13 protein-coding genes, 1 pseudogene and 1 riboswitch are annotated in these 20,213 nt (G+C 66.0%); of the genes and pseudogenes, 8 read left to right on the top strand and 6 right to left on the bottom strand.

Annotation, left to right across the window (positions count from 1 at the left end; translation table 11 throughout):
- Positions 1 to 96 precede the first annotated feature (96 nt).
- The gene (locus V7R84_RS05565) at positions 97 to 570 is read right to left on the bottom strand and encodes a hypothetical protein (protein ID WP_338572915.1); all 474 of its coding nucleotides are present in this window, start codon (positions 568 to 570) and stop codon (positions 97 to 99) included.
- 162 nt (positions 571 to 732) lie between these two features.
- Between V7R84_RS05565 and ppdK the strand changes: the two genes are divergently transcribed.
- Positions 733 to 3,387, top strand: coding sequence for a pyruvate, phosphate dikinase (gene ppdK / locus V7R84_RS05560; protein ID WP_338572912.1), 2,655 nt, complete (start codon positions 733 to 735; stop codon positions 3,385 to 3,387).
- Positions 3,388 to 3,572: 185 nt separating this feature from the next.
- On the opposite strand, the gene V7R84_RS05555 is transcribed toward ppdK, so the two are convergent.
- The 4 genes from V7R84_RS05555 to thiM form a co-directional block, all read right to left on the bottom strand.
- Positions 3,573 to 4,253: a TenA family protein gene (locus tag V7R84_RS05555; protein WP_338572909.1), complete on the bottom strand. Its 681-nt coding sequence runs from the start codon at positions 4,251 to 4,253 to the stop codon at positions 3,573 to 3,575.
- Positions 4,250 to 5,098, bottom strand: coding sequence for a bifunctional hydroxymethylpyrimidine kinase/phosphomethylpyrimidine kinase (gene thiD / locus V7R84_RS05550; protein ID WP_338572907.1), 849 nt, complete (start codon positions 5,096 to 5,098; stop codon positions 4,250 to 4,252). Before thiD ends, V7R84_RS05555 begins: the two co-directional genes overlap by 4 nt.
- Positions 5,095 to 5,748: a thiamine phosphate synthase gene (thiE, locus tag V7R84_RS05545; RefSeq protein WP_338572904.1), complete on the bottom strand. Its 654-nt coding sequence runs from the start codon at positions 5,746 to 5,748 to the stop codon at positions 5,095 to 5,097. Before thiE ends, thiD begins: the two co-directional genes overlap by 4 nt.
- A complete protein-coding gene (gene thiM / locus V7R84_RS05540) occupies positions 5,748 to 6,545 on the bottom strand; it encodes a hydroxyethylthiazole kinase (RefSeq protein ID WP_338572901.1) in 798 nt (265 codons plus the stop codon). Before thiM ends, thiE begins: the two co-directional genes overlap by 1 nt.
- A riboswitch (TPP riboswitch) is annotated at positions 6,534 to 6,630 on the bottom strand. It overlaps the preceding gene by 12 nt.
- 262 nt (positions 6,631 to 6,892) lie before the next feature.
- On the opposite strand from thiM, the gene V7R84_RS05535 reads away from it, so the two are divergent.
- The 6 genes and pseudogenes from V7R84_RS05535 to V7R84_RS05515 all read left to right on the top strand — a co-directional run bounded on the left by V7R84_RS05535 (position 6,893) and on the right by V7R84_RS05515 (position 17,452).
- Positions 6,893 to 9,976 (top strand): S8 family serine peptidase, encoded by a 3,084-nt coding sequence (locus tag V7R84_RS05535; protein ID WP_338572900.1) that lies wholly within the window; start codon positions 6,893 to 6,895, stop codon positions 9,974 to 9,976.
- 88 nt (positions 9,977 to 10,064) lie between these two features.
- Positions 10,065 to 11,555: a DUF2397 domain-containing protein gene (locus V7R84_RS05530; RefSeq protein ID WP_338572898.1), complete on the top strand. Its 1,491-nt coding sequence runs from the start codon at positions 10,065 to 10,067 to the stop codon at positions 11,553 to 11,555.
- On the top strand, positions 11,555 to 12,667 hold the full coding sequence (locus tag V7R84_RS05525; protein ID WP_338573840.1) for a TIGR02678 family protein: 1,113 nt from the start codon (positions 11,555 to 11,557) through the stop codon (positions 12,665 to 12,667). Before V7R84_RS05530 ends, V7R84_RS05525 begins: the two co-directional genes overlap by 1 nt.
- Positions 12,667 to 16,770 (top strand): SbcC/MukB-like Walker B domain-containing protein, encoded by a 4,104-nt coding sequence (locus V7R84_RS05520; protein WP_338572896.1) that lies wholly within the window; start codon positions 12,667 to 12,669, stop codon positions 16,768 to 16,770. The genes V7R84_RS05525 and V7R84_RS05520 overlap by 1 nt, the downstream gene beginning before the upstream one ends.
- A pseudogene (locus tag V7R84_RS15430) lies at positions 16,767 to 16,988 on the top strand (TIGR02679 domain-containing protein); the annotation flags it as partial. The gene V7R84_RS05520 and the pseudogene V7R84_RS15430, both read left to right, overlap by 4 nt.
- On the top strand, positions 16,973 to 17,452 hold the full coding sequence (locus V7R84_RS05515) for a DUF2399 domain-containing protein (RefSeq protein ID WP_338572893.1): 480 nt from the start codon (positions 16,973 to 16,975) through the stop codon (positions 17,450 to 17,452). The pseudogene V7R84_RS15430 and the gene V7R84_RS05515, both read left to right, overlap by 16 nt.
- Here the strand turns inward: V7R84_RS05515 and V7R84_RS05510 are convergent, their stop codons facing one another.
- A complete protein-coding gene (locus V7R84_RS05510) occupies positions 17,453 to 19,108 on the bottom strand; it encodes an ATP-binding protein (protein WP_338572891.1) in 1,656 nt (551 codons plus the stop codon).
- Between the two features lie 160 nt (positions 19,109 to 19,268).
- Between V7R84_RS05510 and V7R84_RS05505 the strand changes: the two genes are divergently transcribed.
- Positions 19,269 to 20,177 (top strand): hypothetical protein, encoded by a 909-nt coding sequence (locus tag V7R84_RS05505; protein ID WP_338572889.1) that lies wholly within the window; start codon positions 19,269 to 19,271, stop codon positions 20,175 to 20,177.
- The last annotated feature ends 36 nt before the right edge of the window (positions 20,178 to 20,213 follow it).

Here is a 20,213-nt window from a genome sequence, read left to right as displayed (position 1 = left end):
CAACGATGGCCCCGCTGATCGCGGGGCCATCGTTGTTCGGTCTCCAGCGGATTCCGACTGGAGGGTCCTCGAGAGGTGCTCGTGATCTTCCGGATCTCAGATGTCGGTGGGATCGATGGAAGGGCCACCGTCGAGGGTCGGCAGACCATTGTTCTCGCACAACACTGGGGAGGGGGTCGTCCCGAAGCGGTAGTCGTAGGTCGTGTCCCCGACTTTCACCACGATCTGCCAGCCGTCCACCAGGGCCTGGGTGTAGGTGGCCCCGGGGATCGGACAGCCCAGCGCACCTGTCCTCCACATTTTCTTGTGAGCTTCCACCAAGGTCGCCTCGGAACCGGCGACGCCGCGTTCGTTCAGGTCGGCCCGGATGGCCTCCATGTGAGTTTCGGGGGCCTCCGCCGTGATCTCACTGCTGGGTGAGAACGTGGGGGCGGGAGCGATGAGTTGAGGAAGACCGACTGGGGACTCCTCGGTTCCCGGATCGCCGGGATCAGCTGTGGCGTCTACGGCACATGCGACCAAGGAAACGGTCAGCAACATGCCAGCAATTCCGGCCAGTGGTTTCAACATGTCCCGAGTTTACTCGGGGAACTGACAATGGTCAATGGTTGCCATATCACATGTCCAGCCGATGAGGCAATCTGCACACTGCGGCAGGTCCCCGCGGGAAGCCGCTAAAGTTGAGGGCTGACGAGGTAGACCCGTCGCAACAATCAAGGGAGATAAACGCGAATGAGCGAGAAGCGCTACATCTACGACCTCTCGGAGGGTGACGCGACCATGCGTAACCTACTCGGGGGAAAGGGCGCGGGCGTCGCCGAGATGGCCCGGATCGGGGTCCCTGTCCCCGATGCCTTCACAGTCACCACGACAGCCTGTGTGGAAACCATGAACCGGGGCGGAGAGTGGCCCGACGGTTTGGCGGATGAGATCAACGCGGGTCTGGCTCGGCTGGAGGAACGCACGGGACGCAAACTCGGCGGCTCCGAGAGTCCGCTGCTGGTCTCGGTGCGTTCCGGCGCAGTGTTCTCCATGCCCGGAATGATGGACACCATCCTCAACCTTGGTGTCTCCGACGAGTCCGTGGCGGCCATCGCCGAGGAGTCCGGTAACGAACGTTTCGCGTGGGACTGCTACCGCCGCTTCATCCAGATGTATGGCGAAGTGGTCGAGGGTGTTCCGGCCTACGCCTACGAAGATGCACTGACCGAGCTGAAACGCAAGCGCGGCGTCGAACTCGACACCGACCTGGGGCCTGCGGACCTGAAGGAGCTGGTGGCAACCTTCAAGGAGATCAGCAACGAACACTTGGGTGGCGAGTGGACCTCCGACCCTGTCGAACAGCTCCACCGGGCCGTGAATGCGGTGTTCCGTTCCTGGCAGAACCCTCGTGCCGAGGTGTACCGCCGCGCCAACAACATTCCCTCCGACCTCGGCACCGCCGTCAACGTCATGCAGATGGTCTTCGGAAACCGTGGCGAAGACTCCGCCACCGGCGTGTGTTTCACCCGCAACCCCTCGACGGGTGCGAATGAACTTTACGGCGAGTTCCTCGTCAACGCTCAGGGCGAGGACGTGGTGGCAGGCATCCGCACCCCACGACCGCTCGCTGAGATGCGCGATGTGCTGCCCGAGGCCTACGACGAACTCATCGACATGATGCGGCGCATGGAGGCCCACTACCGCGACATGCAGGATATGGAGTTCACCGTCGAGAACGGCAAGCTGTTCCTGCTGCAGACCCGCAACGGCAAACGCACCGCAGCCGCCGCGTTGAAGGTGGCCTCCGACCTGGTGGACGAGGGCGTCATCACCAAGGAGGAGGCGCTGCTGCGCATCGAACCGGACCAGCTGGATCAGCTGCTGCACCCCGCCATCGATCCGTCACATGGCCAGAAACCCATCACGAAGGGCCTCCCCGCGTCCCCGGGGGCCGCGGTCGGCGAGGTGGTCTTCGATGCCGACACCGCCGCCGAGCGCGGCGGGCGTGGTGAAGCAGTGGTGCTGGTGCGCTACGAAACCACCCCCGACGACATCCACGGCGTGATCGTCGCACAGGGTGTGCTCACCGCCCACGGAGGCATGACCTCCCATGCTGCAGTGGTAGCGCGTGGCATGGGCAAGCCGTGCGTTGCAGGTGCCTCCGGCATCCACATCGACGCCAAAGGCCGCACACTCACCGTCGGCGACCGGATCATCAAGGAGGGTGAGGTCATCACCCTCGACGGTTCCACGGGTGATGTGTTCGCGCAGGAGATCAAGCTGATCCCGCCGCGCATCAACGAGGACTTCCAGCGCGTGGTCACGTGGGCCGACGAGGTCCGTGAACTCGGGGTGCGCGCGAACGCCGACAACTTCGAGGACGCATCCAAGGCTCGTGAACTGGGTGCCGAGGGCATCGGGCTGTGTCGCACCGAGCACATGTTCATGGCCGCCGACCGGCTGCCCGCGGTGCGTCGAATGATTCTGGCGGAGACCCACGAGGCCCGTGCGGATGCGCTCGACGAGATCCTGCCGATGCAGCAGGCCGACTTCGAGGGCATCTTCGCCGCGATGAAGGGGCTTCCCGTCACCGTCCGGCTCCTCGATCCGCCGCTCCACGAGTTCCTGCCGAATCTGGTGGAGCAGTCGCTGTTGGTGCAGCGTCTTGAGTTGACGGGCGGCGATGCATCCGAGCTGGAGGCTGCCCGCGCCACTCTCGCTCAGGTCAAGCGTCTCCACGAACTCAACCCGATGCTCGGTACTCGCGGCTGTCGTTTGGCGATGCTCTACCAGGAGATTCCGGCCATGCAGACCCGCGCCATTGTTCGTGCTGCCTTGGCGGTGCTGGAACGTGAGGGCGAGACGGTCGGCGTGGAGATCATGATCCCCCTCGTGGCGCTGTCGAAGGAATTGGAGATCCAGCGCGAGATCGTGGAGAGGACGGTTGCCGAAGAGCTGAAGGCTGCCGGCAAAGAACTGAAGGTGACGGTCGGCACCATGATCGAGCTGCCGCGCGCTGCCTTGGTGGCGGATCAGATCGCCGAGTATGCCGACTTTTTCAGCTTCGGCACCAATGATCTCACCCAGACCGGCGTTGGTATCAGCCGTGACGATGCCGAGAATGGCTTCCTCACCCAGTACGTCACGAGTAAGGTGTTGGAACGTAACCCGTTCGAATCCATCGATGTGGACGGTGTGGGGCAGTTGGTCGAGATCGGTGTCGCGAAGGGGCGTTCCGTTAAACCGCGCCTGAAGGCCGGTGTCTGTGGTGAGCACGGCGGTGACCCGGATTCCGTGGAGTTCTTCCAGTCCGTCGGCCTGGACTACGTCTCCTGCTCCCCGTACCGGGTACCCATTGCCCGTTTCGCGGCTGCCAAGGCGGTGCTGAAACAGCGCGAGGACTGACCTTTTCGCAAAGGTGTGTCCCGGTTCCGTCAAGGGCCGGGACACACCTTTTTCACGAGTTTCGGATACTGAAGAAGTGTCCCGAGCCTCTTCAGTGCAGCCCAGTTCCATCGGTTTGAGTGCCTCTGCCTGTAGGAATCTCATCCTTCAGTGGGGGCACGGCGGGCGCTGAACGTCATGGCCGGTTACAGGGTCCAGGCCTCCAAGGAGTGGCTGCGCTCCCAGAACAGCTCCTCGTAGCGGGTGGCGTCGGTGAAGGTGTCGAGCATGACAGTTCTCGTCGCTTCGTCGGCGGCCTCGGCCGCCTCGTCGAGCAGCTCGATGGCGGTGGCGGTGGTTTCCTGGAAAGCCGGGTCTGCGTAGGTCGCCACCCAGGTTCCGTAGGGATGGTTCTCCACCGCTTGGGCCCGTTCGGCCAGGTCCAGGCCCACCTGCGCGTAGACCCAGTAGCAGGGCAGCACCGCCGCCACTCCCACCGGGTAGGGATCGTAGGCGACTGCGGTCTGGATGAAGTTCACATAGCCGCGGGTTGTGGGGGAGGGGGCGGTCGCGTGCGGGGCGGAGTGCAGCAGGGGGTCGTTGAGGAGGGCGTCGTGCATCAGGTTTTCGGCTGCGACGGCCTTTCCGGCGCTCTGTGCCCAGAAGGATCGGGCTTTGGCGTGCGGGGCCCGGGCGGCTAGCAGCGCCAGGGCCCGGGAATAGCCGCGCAGGTAGAAGTCATCCTGGACGATGTACTCGACGAAGCGACGCGGCTCCAGGGTGCCGTCGGCTAGCTGGGTCAGCAGCGGCAGCCGGTCGATGCGTTCGCGGATCCCGGCGATGTGTTCCCAGGCCGAAGTGCTGAACTCCCGTGTGCGCCAGGTCATGCCTGCGCTCCTTTCAGGTTGATCACGTGGTTCACCGGGCCGTGTCCGGACCCAGGGGAGCGACTGAGTTGCCAATCGGCCCCCGCAAGGATGGCGCGGTGCAGGAAATCACGGGCCTCCGCCACCACGTGTCCCGGGACGGTGCCGCCTGGCGCAATTCCGGCGCGCGCCGCGGCGGCGGCGATCGCGGAACTAAGGGTGCATCCGGTGCCATGGGTATTGCGGGTGTTCACGCGAGCGCCGGTGAACCGTGCGGTTCCGTTCGGCGTGACCAGGAGATCGGTCAGCTCCTCGCCGGTCAGGTGACCGCCCTTTGCCAGCACCGCGTGGGCGCCCGCCGCGACGAGGGCCTCCGCCTGTGCCTGGAGCTCGGAGCTGTCACCCGCAGGTGAGGAACCGGTCAGAACTGCGGTCTCCGGGACGTTCGGGGTGATCAGGTCGGCCAGCGGCAACAATCGGGTGCGAACCACATCGACCGCTTCGTCCGCCAGGAGCCTGTCTCCCGAGGTCGCCACCATCACGGGATCGAGGACCAGGAAACCGAAATCTGTCCGGCGCGCGGCGATCAGGTCCGCCACCGCCTCCGCGATCCTCGCGTTCGTGAGCATCCCGAGCTTGGTGGCGTGCACCTCGATGTCGTCGAGGACAGCTTCCACCTGTGCGACGACGAATTCCGGATCCACGGGGCAAGCGGCTCGCACTCCTTGGGTGTTTTGAACCGTCAGGCCCGCCAGTGCGGCCATGCCGTGCACCCCAAGAGCGGCGAAAGTCTTCAGGTCGGCCTGGATTCCGGCGCCACCGCTCGGGTCGGAGCCCGCTATGGAAAGTGCGGTTCTTGGTGTCATGGTGTCTCCCAGAGTTCTCTCAAGTGTGATGCGGCTTCGCGGGGGCGGGTGGCCGCTGCGATCGCGGACACCACGCAGATGCCGTCCACCCCGGTTGCGATGACCTCAGCGGCGTTGGTGGCGTTGATCCCACCGATGGCTACTGCGGGCAGGCCCACGGGCCGGGCGGCGAGCAATTCCCGGATCCCGTCCAGGCCCAACGCCGGGGCGGTGTCGGTCTTGGTGCTGGTGCTCCACACCGGGGACAGACCGATCACATCGGCACACCCGATTGCCGCGATGGCATCCAACTCGCCCCGGGAACTGACAGATACCCCCAGCAACCGGTCCGGCCCGAGAGCTTCGCGGACCACCGCGGGATCGCCGTCGGACTGCCCGATGTGCAGGTGCGTTCCCAGCTCCACCGCGATCCCCAGACGGTCATTGACGAACAACTCCGCCCCAGCTGCACCCATGGCCACGGCGGACTCGATGGCCTCCCGGCAGGCGAGCACGCCTGTCCGGAAGGTGTCGTCGTCGGCGTTCTTGTCGCGGAACTGGACCACCGTGGCCCCACCCAGCACGGCTTGTTCCACGGTGTGGGCCACGTGGTCGCGACCGCCGGACAGGTCGGGGTCGGTGACGTAGTAGAGCCGCCAGTCAATCCGCATCAGGCCTCCTCGACGGTGACCAGGGAAGCGACCTCATCGGGGGTCAGCGCGTACAGGGCGTCGCGCCAGGCGATCTCGAAACTGGCCGGGCCCTTCGCATCGCGGCCCGCCACGGTGCCCGCGGCCGCGAACAGGGCGTGGGCGGCGACGACCGCATCGTGTGGGCAGGGGCGCTCCCGGGTGGCGCCGAGCGTCGCCGCAACCAGTGCGCCGAGCGAGCAGCCCGTGCCGATCACCAGCGGCATCAGCGGGTCGCCACCGTGGACGCGCGTGGTTCGTGACGTGCTGACCACCACGTCGACCTCTCCGGAGATCGCTACGACGGTGTTGTGCTTGGTGGCTAGGTCTCTTGCCGCCTCTACCGCGGCCTCAACGGGGTCGGTGGAGTCCACCCCCCGACCTCCGGTGCTGGCGCCCGTCAGGCCCAGGATCTCGGATGCATTGCCCCGGATCGCGGCGGGCGACAGAGCCAGCAGTTCTCGGGCCAGGGCGGTCCGTACCGGCAGTGCACCGACCGCGACAGGATCGAGCACCCAGGGAGTGCCGGCCTCGTGGGCGACGCTCGCGGCAGCACGCTGCGCCGCGTGCTGCTCCGAGGAGCCGTTGCCGACGTTGATCAGCACTGCCGAGGCGATCCCGGCGAAGATTTCCGCCTCTTCGGGAAGGTCAATCATTGCGGGTGCGGCGCCGGCGGCCAGCAGGACGTTGGCTGTGATCTGCGGCACCACGGTGTTGGTCAGACAATGAACCAGAGGGGTCGTGGCGCGGAGATGGGCAAGGACGGACGCGACATTCATGGCGCTCCCTTCGTCAGTGCGAACTGCATCAGGTTCGACGAGTTTGATCTCAGCCCCTTGCGGTGGGGCACCCCGGCGTCTTGGAACATTAGCAGGAGTTATGCGGGGACTTCCTGGCACGACCATTTTCAATGCAGGGGGTTCACAAAACAGGGGGCAGTAATTAAGGTTTGCCGAAAATACCTGGACGGCGCGCTGATACTCCAGCGGCCCCGGACGGGGTCGCACTCTCGATTATGAAAGGCAGAACTGTGCGACGTAACAAATTAGTGGCCATGGTGGGGGTGTTATCTCTCCTCACCCCCGTGGCAACCACATCGGCTGACGAGACGACGGACCCTCACAACATGTCCGACCTGATCCAACCGGCTCCCACAACGAAGGTTCCCGCCGACGCCGCGAAGGAGATCCTTCCGCAGAAGGGGCCGGTCACTGTCATGGTGGAGCTCGCCGAGGATCCCGTCGCGGTCGTCAAAGCGAACAAGGGCGGGTCCTTGAGTGAGGGGGAAGAGAAGCAGATACAGGAAAAACTCTCCAACTCCCAGGACAAAGTGGCCGCGCAGGTGACCTCCTTAGGAGGCGCGGTTGAAAACCGCCTGCAGTCCGCCTACAACGGCCTGCGAGTGACGATAGATAGCGCTCAGCTGGCCGACGTCGAGGGCATCGACGGGGTCAAGAGCGTGCAGACCATTCCCGTGCATGCACGCAGCAACACCACAGGCGTTCCTTATATCGGGTCCCCGAACGCCTGGCAGGGAGCTGGTGGAACCGGCTACACGGGCAAAGGCGTCAAGATTGCCATCATCGACAGTGGGATTGACTACACCCACGCCACCTTCGGTGGGAAGGGCACCCCGGACGCCTTCAATGCGGCCACCGCGGCCACGGATCCGACTCCCTATTACGGTTCACGCGTCAAAGGTGGGTATGACTTCGCCGGCGACCTCTACACCGGGCAGAACACCCCACAGCCGGACAACAACCCCGTCGACTGCGAGAAGTTCGGCCACGGGACACATGTGGCGGCCACCGCCGCCGGGGCGGGTGTGACCGCTGATGGCGACATCTACAAGGGTCCCTATGACTCCACCACCTACAACAACAAATTCCGGGTCGGCCCCGGTGTGGCTCCCGAGGCCGATCTGTACGCATTGAAGATCTTCGGGTGCGAGGGATCGACCAATCTCGCAGTCGATGCCGTCGACTGGGCCGTCAAGAACCACATGGATGTCATCAACCTGTCGTTGGGCACAGCTTTCGGCAGGGTCACTGACCCCGATGCCGTCGCCGTCTCCAATGCCGTGGCCGCGGGGACTGTGGTGGTCGCGGCCTCTGGCAACGACGGTTCCCGGCCATATCTGACCGGGTCGCCAGGAACCGGTGCCGGGGTAGTCTCCGTTGCTGCCAGCGACGCCCTGGAGAACCATCCGGGTGCGCAGTTCACCGTTGATGGCAGGACCATCCAGGCCATCGATGTCAACGCCGCCGAAATTCCCCAGAGCGCGAGACTCCATGTCCTCAGAACCGGCGATGAGCTCTCGACAGGCTGCGACCTCAACGAGTACGCCAGCGTTCCACAAGGATCGATCGTGGTCACCAGAAGCGGTGACTGCGGTGACCTGCGGAAGGCCGTGAATGCCCGGCACTGGGGGCTGGCAGGAGTCATCATGATCAACGATAGCGATGACCTCCCACCCTACGTTGGTGCGATCGCCGACAATCCCGTGGACGAAGACCTGAAGAGGGACACCGGTCTGCTGCTCGGGGTAAGGTCCTCCGACGGCGAGGCCATCATTGCTGCGGACGGCGAGCAGGTCACGCTGAACGCCAATAACATCCCCAACGAGAACCACGGCGAGCTTGCCAAGTTCAGCTCCGCGGGCCCGCGCAGTGGGGACTCGGCCGTGCGCCCGAACGTGACCGCCCCGGGTTTCTCGGTCCTGTCGGCGGATGTCGGTTCCGGAAACCTCGGTCGCATCGAATCGGGAACGTCCATGGCTGCTCCGCATGTCGCCGGTGTCGCGGCTCTGGCAGTCCAGGCCCATCCGGACTGGGACGCCCAGGAAATCGCGGCGTCGCTGGTCAACACAGCCGACCCTGAGAAGGTCGGTGGATACGATCCCACTCTTGCGGGTGGCCTGATCGATCCCGCCGAGGTGGTCGGCACATCTGTCGTCGCCTACGGTGACTCCTCGGATATCGACGGTACCACGGTGCGTGAGGCAGGGCTCAGCTTTGGGTACGCGGAATCGACCACCACCTTCGAGGCAACCCGTAAGGTCACCCTCGTCAACAAGGGTGCCGAGGCGGAGCGGATCACTGCCAGCTCGCAGCCGGCCGAGAAATCGAAGAAGGCCAGCATTTCCTTCAGTCAGGAACAGGTCACGGTTCCTGCGGGAGGCAGCGTGGATGTTGACGTCACGATCACCATGTCGGCCTCCGATGTGCCCAACGGCGTCAACAGCCCGAACTCGCCATGGTTCTACGAGGCCTCCGGGAACCTGAAGTTCGCCGGTTCCAACGGCAAGACCCTGACCATGCCATACCTGCTGGTTCCCCGTTCCCTGTCCAACGTGAAGGCGACCAACACGGTCACGGCCAAGGGCACTGACGTCACTTTCAGCAACGAGGGTGGTGTGCTCGATGCCTACGCCACGCTCTACACGTGGGGACTGAGCGATCCGGCCGACATCCCGGATGCGGTCGACAGCGGTCAGGATCTGGCGAGTGTCGGAGTGGCCAGTTACGGTGACGACTCGAACAGAACCGTGAATTTTGCGCTGAACTCCAGCTCCCGATTCTCCAACCCGGCTCAGGTCACATACAGCGTCGACATCGACAACGACAATGACGGTAAGGCCGAGTACCGAGTCATCAGCAAGGACTCCGGCTATGCCCAGACGCAGCGGCTCTTCAGTGGGGTCGCCGAGGTGTTCGTGGAGGATCTCTCCGACGGAAAGGTCTATCCCACTGGTTCGGTGACCCTTTCCCCGACGGATTCCAGCACCGTGGTGCTGAAGGTCGCCGCCAGTCAGGTCGGTATCACGGGCAAGTTCAGCTACACCGCCAATGCCTTCGACATCAGGGACACAGCGACCGCGGATACCATCGAGCAGTGGGCGCAGTATGACCCGACGAACAAGCCTTTCAACGATGGCCAGCTCTTCACGGTCAACCGGGGCGATTCAGAGACCTTCAATCTCGAACGCAACGATGCCGCCTATGCCGACCAGAAAACGCTGGGATACATGGCTGTTGCCTTCGATAACGCTCAGGGCGTCACGGAGGCCATCACAGGTGAGGTAGGCAAGGGAACCGAACCGACGGTTTCCCCGACCGGCACCGCGACACCGGAACCGAGTACACCGCCCCGGCCGACCAGCAGGCCGCCGGTCAAGCCCGGCCTGCCGAAGACGGGTGAAGGTCGCTGACCCGCCCTCCGGCACACACGATAATGGCCCCCGGGAACTCCGGGGGCCATTGCCGTTCCTTAAGAGGATAGCTGGGTAGGGTGGGCTCGTGACCGAAGCGCGATCAGGGGAACTGTCGTCCTGGGACCTGTTCGCTACCCCCGGAGAGATCCGCGCCGCCAGCTATCTCATCGGTTCCCATGCTCGCCAGTACCGGCTCATCGTGGACGTGTTGGCTGCGCGACAGGAAGTGTCACTGACCGGGGTGGGACACGACGAGCTGGCCGATCTGATCCGCGCCCGGCTTCCGCAGGAGACAGCGGCAGAGTTGATGGAGGACCTCAACCTCTCCGACCGCTTGGCATCGCTGGTCTCCTGGGGGACCTGCGAGGCCTGGCAGGACCGGGCCACCACTGAGGAGGAATTCCTTCGGAATCGCTACCGCTACCAGCTCACCGAGGCCGGGGCGGCCCTCAATCAAGTTGTCAGGGCCATCGAGGAGGACCTTGGAGCCGGGTCCACGGCGGTGCTGTTGGCCCCGGCAGTGTTGGCTGATCGGCTCCGGGCTGCCCTTGACGCGCTGGCGGGGGAGCGCCTCGGCGACGCATCCCGGGAGTTCTCTGTGGTCGAGACCACCCTGGACGCCATGGCGCGGGAGGCCAACCAGTGGCAGTCCCGGATGGCAGCGGCGCTCGGTGGGATTCCCGATCAGGCCCGTATCACACGCCTGCTGGAAACCATCCTCGCCTATGTCGATGCCTGGGGTGCTGGGGTGGATGCCTGGTCTGGACGCATCACGGCCTGCTTGCCGGATCTGAAGGACATCGGCTCCGACACCTGGCGGGCCCTGACCCTGCAGCGTCTCGGCGCCGAGATCAACCCGGAGACGGTAGCCCGCGCAACCAACCAGCTGTCGGGCATCGTCGCCGTCCTGGAACGCTGGTTCAGCGGCGAACTGCCGCAGGCCACCCGGCTTCGGCGCCAGATGCGCGATGCCGTCACCCCGGTTCTTCGAGGACACCAGGCGCTGCTCGCGGTCGGAGGAACTGTTTCCCGGGCAGCCGAGCTGTCTCGGCTGGCTGATGCGGTTGCCCGGGCCGAGGATGACGCGGCGGCGTGGCGGGTTTTTGCAACCGGTACGGGGCTCTATTCCGCCCGCCACCTGGCCCTGGAGGCCCCGGAGGTACCGGGTGTTCCCAGCGTGTGGGATGCGCCTCCCGTGCCTGTCTCAAAGCGACTGCGTTCCCAGGGGCGGCGTTCCCTGTCCGGCAGGGCACCTCGCGTGGCGGACCGGTCTAAGGCCAGGGAACTGGCCCGCGCGGCCGCCGCCCACGAGCAGGCTGAACTCCAGGAGGCCGAACATCGCCTGGTTTCCCGTTCCGGAACGCGCCTCAGCGATTGGGCAGCCCTGACGGCAGGTGAGAGTCGTCTCTTTCTGGACCTACTCGCCTCGGCCCGTGAGGCGAACGGGATGGGCACCACTGCTGATGGCAGATTCACCATGACACTGACCCCTGTTCACCCTCCCAGGTCTGCGGTCTGCTGGACCGAAGAGGGACGACTGGTGCTGGCAGACGCCCTGGTGGAGTTCACATCGTGATGCTGGGCAACGACCATGCCGAGATTCAGGCCGCTTTCACCGGTTTGATGGCGAACCCTCTCGTCACACCGTGGCGGCATCCCGAACTGCACATGCTCGTGCATCGTCACGCCACCACCCTCAGCGTCTGGGTCAAACGGGTGGGTTATCTCCTGGTGGGGATCAACCGCTGCTACCGGCTGCGCAGGCCATCCATCGAAGGCCGGGTGGCCCTACCCGCGACAACACCGCCGCCTCGTGGTCAGCTGGTCCTGGTCTTGTACGCCGCCAGTTGCCTGGAGGCCAGCACCGGGGATTCGCTGACCCTTCAGGAACTCTCCGATGACGTGGCACGGCTAGCACAGATCAACGATGGTTGGCCCTACGACCCGAATCGTCGCTCAGACCGTCAGCGGCTACTCGCCGCCGTTCGCATGCTCACCACCCACGGGGTGCTCGAGGAGCGCACCTCCGGGACGCTGCAGAACGACTGGGAACGCACCGGGTCCGGGATCGGTGCGGGCTATCTGTTGCACCGGGACGCCCTGATGCTGTTGGTGGATACCGATGATGTCGACCTGGCCTTGGCCCGCAGGATCGACAGTAGCCAGGATGTTCGGGAGCAGGAACTGCTGCGGATGTTGGTGGAGTGTCAGGCCCTCTACCCGGAGGAGCTGTCCGAATCCCACCGCGACTACCTGAACCGGCAGCGCAGCCGTGTGGTGGAGCGGGCCGAAGAGCTGACAGGTGGTCGGGTCGAGGTGCGCAGCGACGCCCTCATACTGGTGATGCCGGCCTCTCGGGAACTACCCGAGGGGCTGGTGTGCGGTTTCCCCGACGCCACCACCCTGGACTGGGTGGCACTGGCCATGATCGATGCGCTGTGCCCGGGGGCGACAGGGTTCCATCGGGTTTCTGCCGACCGGGTGCTGGCCGCCGCGGTCGACATCCACCGCGGCAAGGAGAAACAACTCACGGTGGCCCTGAGGGAATCCCCCACGGTGATCCGCGACGCAGTGGCCGGGCGGCTGAGCGAACTCGGCCTGCTCAAGGTGGAGGGCGGGGACTGGATCCTCACCCCGGCCGTGGGACGGTACCGCGACGCTGAACTGACCTCGGGCGAGGAGGAGTGATGTTTGACGACGAGCACCTGAAGTCGTGGCGCGACGCCATGGTCGCGGGTCAACTACCCAGCCCCGTCAGGGCCGATCGCTGGCAGGCGCTGCGCGCGGGCGTGGTGAACCTGTGGGAGTTCGAGACCACCGAGTACTGGTACGCGGACGGCTGGGTGCAGCTCATGGGCAGCAACGAGACCGGCAAGTCGTCACTGATGGCGCTGACGACCCTCATCCCTTGGCTCGCGGATGTCGCATCCAGCAACATCGACACGCTGGGTCGTTCCGGGAAGACGTTCCGCTACTACGTCGAACCCAGCGGACGTGATGCCGATCGCCGCGAGGCCACCGCTTCTACCCACCACGGCTGGCTGTGGGTGGAGTACGGGCGCCGCACCGAACAGGGCGAGGAGTTTTTCACCACGTTGCTGTTCGCGGAGGCCCGTAGCGCTGCCGCTGACATGCGCCTCCACTGGTGCACCCTCTCCGGTGGGGCACGGGTGCGTGGGGGCTGCGACCTGCTGGTTGCCCGCCGCGTGGTGCTACCTAAGGAGGTGACCGCCGAGGGATTCACCAGGCATCAGAGCGCAGCAGCGTACCGCCGCGAAGTGGCCTCCCAGCTGCTGGGCAGCACCGCCGAAAAACTGGAGGCGGTGGGAAGGCTGCTGCGGGTCACCCGCACCCCGAAACTGGGTGAGCAGCTCCAGGTGCGCTTCATCAGCGATCGTCTGCACGACGCCCTACCAGAGCTCGATCGCTCCGAGATCAATCAGCTCGCTGATGGCTGGGATCAGCTGGACGAGATTCGTGCCGACCTGGATCGTGCGGCGGAGGCCGTCGATGTGGTGGAGGGGTTCACTGTGAGCTCCTGGCGGCCCTGGGTGCGGGCGGTGCTGCGGAGGGCCGCGGACAGGAGCAGATTCGCGATCACCGCCTTCGATGACGTCACCCGCAGGGAACGGGATGCGCGCCGGGAACTCGGGGAGGCGAAGGCACGACGGGCCGTGGTGGAGGAGGAACGCCGCTCCCTGGAACTTGCAGGTGAGGGTGCCCGGGTGGCGGCCGAGGAGCTGCGGGCCTCCAGCCGCTACCAGGACGCGCAGGGAAGGCTGACCCGTCTGACGCACGCCCGCGCCGTCGCGGAGATGATGGGACGGGTATCCGCGGAGGCCAATCGGCGTGCCGAGGCAGCTGATGCGTCGGCACGCCGGTCGGGGGATGCTCGGGAATCCGCAGAGGCCGCTCTCGAAATCCGGCGCCGGGAGGCCTCGCAGCGTCTCGCCGATGTCCGCTACGCAGCGCGAGAAGCGGGGGTGGATGTCGTCGACTTCGATCCGGTGCTGACGGAGCAGCGGGTGAGCGACAGACAGCGCGACGTGAAGCGCGTCCAGCAGCTCCTGGGAGAGGCGGTCCTGGCCGATCAGGAGGCCAGCCGCGCGGAGGACGTCGCAGCGGAGACCCGACAACGAAGCATCGAGGCTGAGGAACGGCGCGACACCGCGTGGGAGGCCGCCGAGCGGGAACGCGATTCGCTGGCGGCAGGGCTCGACATCTGGGCGGAGGAGCTCGGAGGCGACGCAGATGTCGAGGCCTGGCAGGCTGCCCTTCCCGACGGCAGGACCCCGCAGCGACCGCTCAGGGAACGCATCAGGGAGGAATGGTTCGAACCCGCGTGCGCCCCGGTCCAGGCGAGGTTGCAGGACTCCGAGATGCAGGGCCGGCTTGCCAGGCAACGCATCGGTGAACTGGACGAGCGCATCGGGGGATTGGGGCAGGCCGGGGTTGCGGAACCGCAGCCGCCTGCGCTGTGGACACGGCGTGTGCGCCCCGACGGCGGAGCACCCCTCTGGCGGCTTGTGAACCCGCGTGAGGGCCTTCCGGGACATGAATTGGCCGCCGTCGAGGCTGCGCTCGCTGCGTCAGGGTTGTTGGATGCCTGGGTGAGCGATGAGGGGGTCGTCGCCGATGATGTCCTGGCTGTCGCCGGGGAACCTGTCGAACGAGGCATTGGGGAGGTGCTGGGGGCCGTTCCCGGCCCATGGAACGAGCAGGTCGAGGCGCTGCTGGCGGGTGTCCATCTGGTCGATTCGGGAGAGGAGCTGCCGGGAAGCGGGCTCGCGATTGCTCTCGATGGGCGCTGGTGTAACGGTTCCATGACGGGGCGTGCCAGCTGCCCCAATGGCAACGCCGAGTACCTGGGGGAGGAGGCCCGGGAGGCCGGCCGGGCCAGGCGCAGGGCCGAGTTGACCCGCGCCCGGGAGGAGGCCCTCACCGAGGCGACGGGCCGTGAGGCCGAGGCCAGTTGGGCGGCTGCTGAGCTGGCCTCCCTGCACAGGGCGATGGCATCGGCCCCCGACGACCGGGAACTCTTCGGACTGCTCCGGGACGCTGCAACCGCTGAAACCCTGGCGGTCGCCGCCGAGGAAATGGCGGGGCAGCACGAAGCCCGAGCCCGAGGGCTGCGGGCGGAGGCGGACGCCAGGCGGGCGAATCTGTTGACTTTCGCCGCACAACACCACCTGCCGGTTCGGGAAGTCGAACTGATGGAGGTGCAGGATGCCCTGCGTCGGATCGAGAACGCGCTGGGGGTCCTGCGTCACGCCCGGGAACGGGAAGTGCTGGCTCGAGATGTATGGCAGACAGCGGTCGCCGCGGCGGCGGAGGGGGAGAGATACCGGGACGAGGCTGGTGCCGAGGCGCGTGCTGCCGAGGAACGACTGAGATCGGCCACGTCCAGGGTGCTGGCCCTCGAGAAGGCCATCGGATTCGACGATCAGGAGATCGTCCGGGAACTGGAGATGCTGCAGGTTCGGGCTGCCGAGGTTGCCTCGCAGGCCGCTGGGCTGGGGCGGGAACTGCTCCAGCTGGCCGCCCGGGTGGGCAAGGCCGAGGAGGCCCTGGCGGCGGCCGAGCGGGAACGGGGGACGGTCACTGCTGAACGTGATCGGGCCTTTGCCTGGTTCCGGCGACTCGTTGATGCCGGTCTGGCGGAGGAACTCGGCCTGGAGCTGCCCGAACCGGATTCGACGGCGATTGTGCAGATGCGGGCTCAGGTTCGGTTCGTCAGCCAGCAGGTCATTGTCCGCAACTGGAGTGAGGACCCGGACCATGCCGACCAGGCGGTTCAGAACGCCTGGCGGAGGCTACACACCGGCGCCAGCGAGGCTCGCGGGGAACTCGAGATGGGTGGGCGCAGTCTTCGCATCGACGAGGTCGACGACCTGCCGAGGGTCACTGTTGTGGTCGATGTACACGGTACCGGACAGCCCCTCACGGAGGCCCTCGTGAGGCTGCGGGCCATTCAGGAGGAACTGGCCCTGAACTATGACCAGCGGGTGCAGGACACGCTCGGGCAGCTGCTCGGTTCCACCTTTATGGATCACCTGCGGGACCGAATAGGCGCCACCCAGGCCCTCGTCGGGCGCATCAACAAGGTATTGGAGGCACACGCCACCCGCACCGACCGCACCGCCCTCAGAATTGTCCTCGAACCGAAGGATGCCGCCACCCGGCAGGTGCTGGAGGGCGTCGGAGGTTCCAGCTGGGGCAATCCCGAGGTGGAGGAGCGTGTCAGGGAGTTCCTCAGGGCCCGGGTCGACGAGGTCAAACGGGAGGCCCAGGGGGCGGGGCTGGCTGACTGGCGAAGTGGCCTGGCGGAGCGGCTGGACTACCGGAGCTGGTACGACATCCACCTGGAACATCGTCGAGGTTCCGGGAGGTGGGGCCCGCTGACCAGCCGGGGTTATGCGGAACTTTCCGGCGGGGCGCGGGTTGTGATGTTGATGATGCCGCTCGTGGCCACTCTCGCTGCGATGTACGAGGAGGTGCCGTCCGGGCCTCGGCCGCTGTGGCTGGACGAGGCCTTCGACGGACTCGACGCTGCCAACCGCGCCACCGTGATGAAGTTGTTCAGGGAGTTCGACCTCGACGTGCTGCTGGTCGGACCGGGGAGGATCGTCAACGTCGCCGCCGTTCCCGTCGCAGCCATCTACCAGGTGGTCAGAGCACCGGCCCCCATGCCCGGGGCCGATCTGGTGCTGGAACTGTGGGCGGGCGGCCAGCTGGAGACCATTGAAACCCCGGCGCTCGGGGCGCCTGAGAGGCAGGACCAACTGCTGTGAGCGTGCCCGGCTATCTGCTGGCCTGGGCACGGCTGCCAGGACCGGCCCGCCTGCTAGCGGAACTGGCCGCCGCCCTGTTCCGGGACCCGCACGCCCTGGACCGTTCGACGCCGTTGGGACGGGCCTGCGTCAGGTCGCTTGAGTTGCGTCGGGCCGTCACCGAGGGCGGGAGCTACCGCGATCCGCTGGAGGATGCGCAGTTGTGGTCGGCGGCCTGGGCGGGTGCGGGGGTGATCTGCGACGCGGTCTCGGCGCAGGTGCTGGTGCTGAACCTGCCCCTGACCGGGAACGCCCCGGCGGTGCGGCTTTGCCACGCGGCCCCGGGGGAACCGGTGTGGTTGACCCTGCGGTCGTTCCGGGGCGCCTGGGGGCTGGCCGGGGCGCGGAGGTTTTCGTCTGCGAGAACCCGACCGTCCTGGAGGCCGCCGCGGACCGCCACGGCGCGGCGTCCCGGCCGCTGGTCTGTACCTTCGGGCTTCCCAGTCAGGCCGCCTGGGAGCTGCTGCTGGGCCTCGGCGACGTCCGCTGTCACGTGCGGGCCGATGGGGACGTCGTTGGCTGGCGGATCGTGAATCAGCTCCGGGACCGGCTGCCCGGAGCGTTCACCTGGCGGATGCCGGAGGGCTGCACCGCCTACGAGGAAGAACTCCTCGAGGATCTGCTCTCCGACCTGGGTTCGTGATCACCGGGCCGCTTCCCGGAGCAGCATCGCGGCGATTCGCGCCGATAGCGTGAAGTCCCTGTCGTCAATTCTCAGGTCGGCCAACGGCACCCCGCCCCGTTCGAGGTACGTGGACATCGAGTCCTCCCAGTGGGGAGGAAACCCGGGAAGAAGATCGGGTGGGACAAGGGGTATCGCGATGACGTCGGTTTCGGGGGCGCGGGCGGTGCGTGCGGATGCGAAGAGCAACCGGGGAGAGCCAGGCATGTCCTCCCCGGTGAGGAACCGGTATGCCTCTTCCACCTCCGCGATGAACCGGTTCGGTAGTCCAGCCAGATAGGCATCATCCTCCGTGCTCAGGATCGCTTCGTGCGCCTCCTTGGGAACCAAGGCATGGGGCTGGGAGGTTCCGGGCCACGCATCGGGGGAACGCAGCAGGGCCAGGGGTAGCGCCCAGATGTTCTCTTTGATCTGGTGGAGTTCGGAACCGAGATGGATCACGAACCCGCGATGCAGTCCGTTGCGCGCCGCGAACGCGGCCAACCCCTTGATGTCCCGCAGCCCCAAGGAGCTACTGGCCTTCACCTCGAGACCGACGTTTCGGCCTTGCGAGTCCGTGAGTACGACGTCCACCTCGGCCTGCGTGGACGCGTCGCGCCAGAAACCGATGCTGGGCCGGGTCCTGCTCCATGTGCTGTCAGCCGCCACCTGTTGCCACACCCAGGATTCCAGGACCTGCCCGAACAGCTCCGGATGAAGTGCGGGATTCCTTCCGCACCGGGTCAGGGATTCGACCGCCAGTGCCGTGTCAGTGGCGTGAATCTTCGGGTGGGATCGCGTTGCCGATGAGGCCCCGGCGCGAAAATTGGGCAGTTGTGCGATCAGGAAACGGCGTTCCAGAATGCTCAGGTAGCGTTCGACGGTTCGACGGTCGAGCGCCAGTTCCTCACCCAGCCGGTTGACCTTCAGCAGCCCTCCGGGCAGCCGCAGGAAGGCGTCGAGAACTCTTCCCGCGCGCAGAACGTCGAAGTTCTCATCGGGTAGGAGCCGATCCCCGAGCAAAGCCAACACGTCGGCATGGACGAGGGAGGCCAGTTCATCCGCGGGACGGGGCGGGGTGTTCAGGACCAGCGTCGGTGTCCCGCCCGTGGCAAGAACGGATGCGACTTCTTTCCGATCGCAGGGTTGGGTTTCGTGAGGGTCGAGGGGAGCGTCGAAGAGCCGGTCCACCAGCGAAGGAGCGGGATTTTCGGGACTCGCCAGCTCGAATCCCGTGAAGGGATGCAGCCGCTGGCGGGCGATACGACCGGCCAGCGGATCCGAGCCTCCGAAGGAACCCCGGCCGAGCGCTGCGGAACCCGTCAGGAGGAAGTGATGATCCGGACCGAGGCCATCGACGAAGCGTTTCAGGGCGAGCGGGAGCTCGGGGGCCAGCTGTGCTTCGTCGATGATCGCGGGCCTAGGGAGCGATCTCAGCCAACCATTGGTGTCGGTGAGGGCGAGTTCCCGGGTGAGGGGATCCAGGAGAGTCTGGTACGAGGAATAGCGTTTCTCGGCCTGGAGATGGCGTACGAGGCGGGTCTTCCCGATGGCTCGTCTTCCTTCCAGAACGATGATCTGATGAGGACTTCCCTGGCGCCAGACGGCTTCGAGCCCCCGGGACCGGTAACGACTCATGTCAGGAATTGTACATTCGATGTACAAAAAATGTGACACCGGGTGTACAAGATTTGGTTCAAGATTCATCGATCTCGAGGAATCAGGTCGGCCCGGCCGTGTGGGGTGCCCGCCGGATAGCATCTGGCGGTGGGCGTGCTGCCCCGGAAGAAGGAGATTCATGAAACGAGTTGCGCTGATAAGCACCGACCAGCAGGCCCTGAAGGACGAGGCACACCTCGACACCGGGCCCCTCAATGACGCCCTGAACGCCAGTGGGGTGGACTCCGAGATCGCCGTCTGGCACGAGCCCAGGGACTGGTCGGTCTACGACGCAGCCATCTTCCGTTCCCCCTGGGACTATGCGGAACGCACGGAGGAGTTCATGGACTGGCTGGGGCGCGCCGAGACCCGGGTGCGCCTGATCAACAGCCCCGACCTGATCCGGTGGAACCTGGACAAACGCTACCTGCGGGAACTCGCCGAACACGGGGTCGAGGTCGTCCCCACCACCTTCTGCGAGAACCTCGAACAGTGCCGCGAGGCGCTGGCTAGACACGGCGGCGGGAACGTCGTGGTCAAACCGAACATCTCCCTCGGATCACAGAGCACCGGGCTGTTCGCCGCCACCGACCCCGCGGCCCTGGAACTGTGTGGGCGCATCCTGGAGGTGGGCAAGGTGGTGCTCGTGCAGCCCGCGATCGATGCCATCCAGGACAATGCCGAACACGGCCTGTTGTTCTTCAATGCGCACCACTCCCACACCATCCAGAAGTGCGCGATCCTCAAACACGGGGGTGGTTACCTCGGCGGCAGGTACACCGAGGACATCCGGCCGGTCGCCCCGACCGGCGACGAGGTGGAGCTCGGGAACAGGGCCTTGAAGGCGATCGCCGCGATCGCGGAGGCCAGGGGCTGGGGTGAGGACGCCAGCACCCCGCTGTACGCGCGCATCGACGTGGTGACCCCGCCGGGAAGCCATCCGCTGCTCCTGGAGGCGGAGCTTTTCGAACCGGCCACGTTCGTCGATCTCGCCGATGGGGCCCTCGACCGTTTCGTCGCCGCCATCCACGAGAAACTCCGGGCCTGAACGTCCCCGCGGAAATGTCGGTGGTCCGTGGCAGGC

Origin of the sequence: Arachnia propionica, assembly GCF_037055325.1 — a bacterium.
In the GTDB taxonomy this organism is placed as follows: Bacteria; Actinomycetota; Actinomycetes; order Propionibacteriales; family Propionibacteriaceae; genus Arachnia.
The sequence above is the reverse complement of the archived record's forward strand: the minus strand, read 5'-3'. Positions and strand labels throughout refer to the sequence as shown.

Bases quoted from the DNA above. Each gene is read 5' to 3' on its own strand.
- V7R84_RS05565 (WP_338572915.1), bottom strand. From the start codon at position 570: ATGTTGAAACCACTGGCCGGAATTGCTGGCATGTTGCTGACCGTTTCC.
- ppdK (WP_338572912.1), top strand. From the start codon at position 733: ATGAGCGAGAAGCGCTACATCTACGACCTCTCGGAGGGTGACGCGACC.
- V7R84_RS05555 (WP_338572909.1), bottom strand. From the start codon at position 4,253: ATGACCTGGCGCACACGGGAGTTCAGCACTTCGGCCTGGGAACACATC.
- thiD (WP_338572907.1), bottom strand. From the start codon at position 5,098: ATGACACCAAGAACCGCACTTTCCATAGCGGGCTCCGACCCGAGCGGT.
- thiE (WP_338572904.1), bottom strand. From the start codon at position 5,748: ATGCGGATTGACTGGCGGCTCTACTACGTCACCGACCCCGACCTGTCC.
- thiM (WP_338572901.1), bottom strand. From the start codon at position 6,545: ATGAATGTCGCGTCCGTCCTTGCCCATCTCCGCGCCACGACCCCTCTG.
- V7R84_RS05535 (WP_338572900.1), top strand. From the start codon at position 6,893: ATGTCCGACCTGATCCAACCGGCTCCCACAACGAAGGTTCCCGCCGAC.
- V7R84_RS05525 (WP_338573840.1), top strand. From the start codon at position 11,555: ATGCTGGGCAACGACCATGCCGAGATTCAGGCCGCTTTCACCGGTTTG.
- V7R84_RS05520 (WP_338572896.1), top strand. From the start codon at position 12,667: ATGTTTGACGACGAGCACCTGAAGTCGTGGCGCGACGCCATGGTCGCG.
- V7R84_RS05510 (WP_338572891.1), bottom strand. From the start codon at position 19,108: ATGAGTCGTTACCGGTCCCGGGGGCTCGAAGCCGTCTGGCGCCAGGGA.
- V7R84_RS05505 (WP_338572889.1), top strand. From the start codon at position 19,269: ATGAAACGAGTTGCGCTGATAAGCACCGACCAGCAGGCCCTGAAGGAC.